1 protein-coding gene and 3 pseudogenes are annotated in these 2,713 nt (G+C 59.7%); all 4 read left to right on the forward strand.

What is annotated here, in order from left to right; genetic code table 11:
- Positions 1-499 precede the first annotated feature (499 nt).
- A complete protein-coding gene (locus AC0L3D_RS36270) occupies positions 500-724 on the forward strand; it encodes a hypothetical protein (RefSeq protein WP_473647484.1) in 225 nt (74 codons plus the stop codon).
- A gap of 239 nt (positions 725-963) precedes the next feature.
- A pseudogene (locus AC0L3D_RS36275) lies at positions 964-1,115 on the forward strand (IS110 family transposase); the annotation flags it as partial.
- Between the two features lie 476 nt (positions 1,116-1,591).
- Positions 1,592-2,066, forward strand: a pseudogene (locus tag AC0L3D_RS36280) (IS5 family transposase); the annotation flags it as partial.
- A pseudogene (istB, locus tag AC0L3D_RS36285) lies at positions 2,049-2,713 on the forward strand (IS21-like element helper ATPase IstB); the annotation flags it as partial. The pseudogenes AC0L3D_RS36280 and istB, both read left to right, overlap by 18 nt.

A 2,713-nucleotide genomic window follows, 5' to 3' on the forward strand; every position in this document is an offset into this window, starting at 1 on the left:
CACAATCGTTCATTGTTACCGAGCGCGGCCACGAGCCGCTCACACGAATGCCTCGTGAACTGATTGTCAAAGACTAGATGCCGTAATGAGCCGGCGTTCCTCGCATCGCCAAGAAGGTGGCTGTCCCTCAGAGTATGATGTTGAACGGGATCGGCCCCAAGCATCAAGCGAGGGACAACCATGGGCCATTGTGTATGCAGGAATTGATATGTCGCTGGAGCTGAGCAGCGTTTGCGTGGTGGATTCATCAGGCAAGATCGTGCGTGAGATGAAGGTAGCGAGCGAGCCAGAGGCGCTGTTGTAACATTTTGGCGATCTTGGGCTGCCGATAGTCAGGGTGGGCTTTGACGCGGGCCCACCAGCTTGGCCTGCAACAGCTTGCGGCCGACCAGCAGTGTCCGCACCTCCTGGGCATCTGCGGACTTGGCGTGTACACCTCCGGGGGCGAGGAGCGACTTGGGACGCGTATCGAAGGCTTGGCCAGACCGATATCCGGTCTTTGTTGATCATCGGTGCAATGTTACGCCTGACAGTGCTGGCCCGCAAATCCATCGTCGAGGGATCATCGCTGGCACGGATGCTGTGTCGCAAGCAGCTCGTGCTGGTCGCGATCGCACAAGATGGCACGGGCGATCTGGGCGATGATGACAAAGAATTATCGAAATCCGGCGCGAGTTGTGGCTGCATGACGGATCTGCATCACCACACAAACTGGTGTCGGTGAAGAAGGTGTAGGAAGTCGATGACCTGAATGGGAACAATGATCGAAAAGATCTGGCTCAGGAAAACCAGCCGTCATTCCCGAGCTTGAAAGCTTTTGCAGAATATTTGGACCCGATCCGCAGATCACCCTACCGGCCCGCGGCTTCTTGAAAGGCCGCAACAAGGCCTGAGAGTAGAACGCACTCGATCACCGGGAACATCAGGTTGGAAGGCTTCTTGCATCGAGGGCGGCAACCAGAGAAGAATGACGCCGCGGATGCCGCGGCCATCTGCGAAGCAGTGACGCGGCCTCCATGCGTTTTGTACCGGTGCGATCGGTCGAGAACCTGGCTGCGCTCATGCACCATAAGGTGCGCGAACTTCTGGTGGCGCAAGGCACACAACTTCTCAATGCTACGCAGCCATCTGGTTGAAATGGAGATCATCGCCGCCGAACAATGCCCGCACCTTGGCGGCTCTCATCGTGGAAGGTAACGACATGGTCTCAGCGATCGTATGCTCGGCGCTGTTGCCTCTGGTGAGTCGGCTGAATGAACTCGATGACGCGATCGGGCAAGTGATCAGGCCATTCCTGCTCTCGCAAACACCAATCAGACGGCGCGCCGTGGCGTTCCCGGCATCGGTCCAATCACCGCTTCTGCGCCTGCCGCGCGCGTCCAGGACCTCGGGCCCGCGCGAGTTCGCCGCATTTTTAGGGCTTACGCCGCGGCAGAACTCTTGAGGCGGCAAGGAGCGTGCGTGTTCAGTAAGTCCCGGACACCGGTTTCAGTAAGTCGCGGACAGCAATGGAGTGCACCCATAGGTGGTGTGGACTCTTAGGATTCCCTTTTTGACCGTAGCATGATCAAGACTGCTTTTGGAGGCAGCCTTGGGTGTAATGGATCGGTTGATATTGATTGACGCGGCGTGGGATAGGATGTCGCCGCTGATCATCGGGGGTCCTGATCAGAAGGGCTCGACGGGCCGCGATAATCGGATGTTCGTCGAGGCGGTCCTATGGATTGTGCGAACGGGCTCTCCCTGGCGCGATCTTCCCGATGTATTCGGCGATTGGAACAGCGTATTCCGCCGCTTCAGTCGATGGAGCAGCAAGAGTATCTGGTGACGCATCTCAAGGCGATGTCCGATGATCCGGACTTTGAATATCTAATCATCGATTCCACCATCGTCCGAGCCCACCAACATGCGGCTGGGGCCAAAAAGGGGGTCTGAAGATCAAGCCCTTGGTCGCTCCCGCGGCGGCTTGAGCACCTCCATCGCGCTCACTCAAATATCCGCTCGACAAGCACCTCTATGCCCAGCGTCATCTCGTCGAGTGCTGCTTCTCCAAGCTCGCGCAGTTCCCGTTTGTGCGTGAATTGGACGGCTTCGACTTCAACGCGCAGCCGTCGCTGGACCAGCGCAGATCCGGGAGCTGGCGACCTGTCGCTGGATTGCTCATGGCGACACGGTCCTGTTCCTTGGACCTCCGGGTACGGACAAGACACATCTGGCGGTGGCTCTCGGGCGCGAGGCGATCCGGCAGAACCATAGCGTCCAGTTCGTCACGGCGGCTACGCTCGTGGCGATGCTGGCCAAAGCCCATGGCGACGGTTCACTCGAAAGCAGCTGACGACCCTGTCGCGGCCGAAACTGTTGATTATTGACGAGCTCGGCTATCTCCCGTTCGAAGCCAATCCCGCGCATCTGTTCTTCCAGCTGGTGTCGCGGCGTTATGAGCGGGGATCGATCCTGATCACCTCCAACCGCTCAGTGGGCGAATGGGGCAGCGTGTTTGGCGATCCCGTGGTGGCAACCGCGATCCCTGATCGCCTGCTTCATCATTCGACAGTGGTCACCATCCGCGGCGACAGCTACCGGCTTCGCGAAAAGCGGGGGGGGGGGGGGGGGGGGGGGGGGGGGGGGGGCCCCCGCGGGGGGGGGGCCCCCCCCCCCAAAACCAAAAGGAGAGGATGGGTGGCTGAGGCGGGGGGGTCAGACCGGAGAGCCG

The organism is Mesorhizobium sp. WSM4837, assembly GCF_055811435.1.